This window comes from Photobacterium sp. SP02 (assembly GCF_038519165.1).
In the GTDB taxonomy this organism is placed as follows: domain Bacteria; phylum Pseudomonadota; class Gammaproteobacteria; order Enterobacterales; family Vibrionaceae; genus Photobacterium; species Photobacterium halotolerans.
In genome coordinates this window covers 1-449 of the sequence record NZ_JASJOJ010000169.1, presented here as the reverse complement: position 1 = coordinate 449, position 449 = coordinate 1, and the positions used below count along the sequence as shown (strand labels likewise).

Below are 449 nucleotides of genomic sequence, written 5' to 3'. Positions count from 1 at the left end.
AAAAAGGGGCAGCGTTCATCCCTGAAAGGTGGCGGCAGCGTGCTTGTGGTGGGTAACCGTCGTATTCCCGGCGCGTTTATTCAGCAACTGAAAAATGGCCGGTGGCATGTCATGCAGCGTGTGGCTGGGAAAAACCGTTACCCCATTGATGTGGTGAAAATCCCGATGGCGGTGCCGCTGACCACGGCGTTTAAACAAAATATTGAGCGGATACGGCGTGAACGTCTTCCGAAAGAGCTGGGCTATGCGCTGCAGCATCAACTGAGGATGGTAATAAAGCGATGAAACATACTGAACTCCGTGCAGCCGTACTGGATGCACTGGAGAAGCATGACACCGGGGCGACGTTTTTTGATGGTCGCCCCGCTGTTTTTGATGAGGCGGATTTTCCGGCAGTTGCCGTTTATCTCACCGGCGCTGAATACACGGGCGAAGAGCTGGACAGCGAT

At 54.1% G+C, this 449-nt stretch carries 2 protein-coding genes; both read left to right on the top strand.

From position 1 onward, the window contains the following. Positions 1-285, top strand: a 285-nt coding sequence (locus P0Y67_RS22830; RefSeq protein ID WP_049293789.1) for a phage tail protein, incomplete at its 5' end; no start/stop codon positions are given. Continuing rightward, a partial coding sequence (gpU, locus tag P0Y67_RS22825; protein ID WP_227481786.1) for a phage minor tail U family protein occupies positions 282-449 on the top strand: 168 nt, incomplete at its 3' end. The genes P0Y67_RS22830 and gpU, both read left to right, overlap by 4 nt.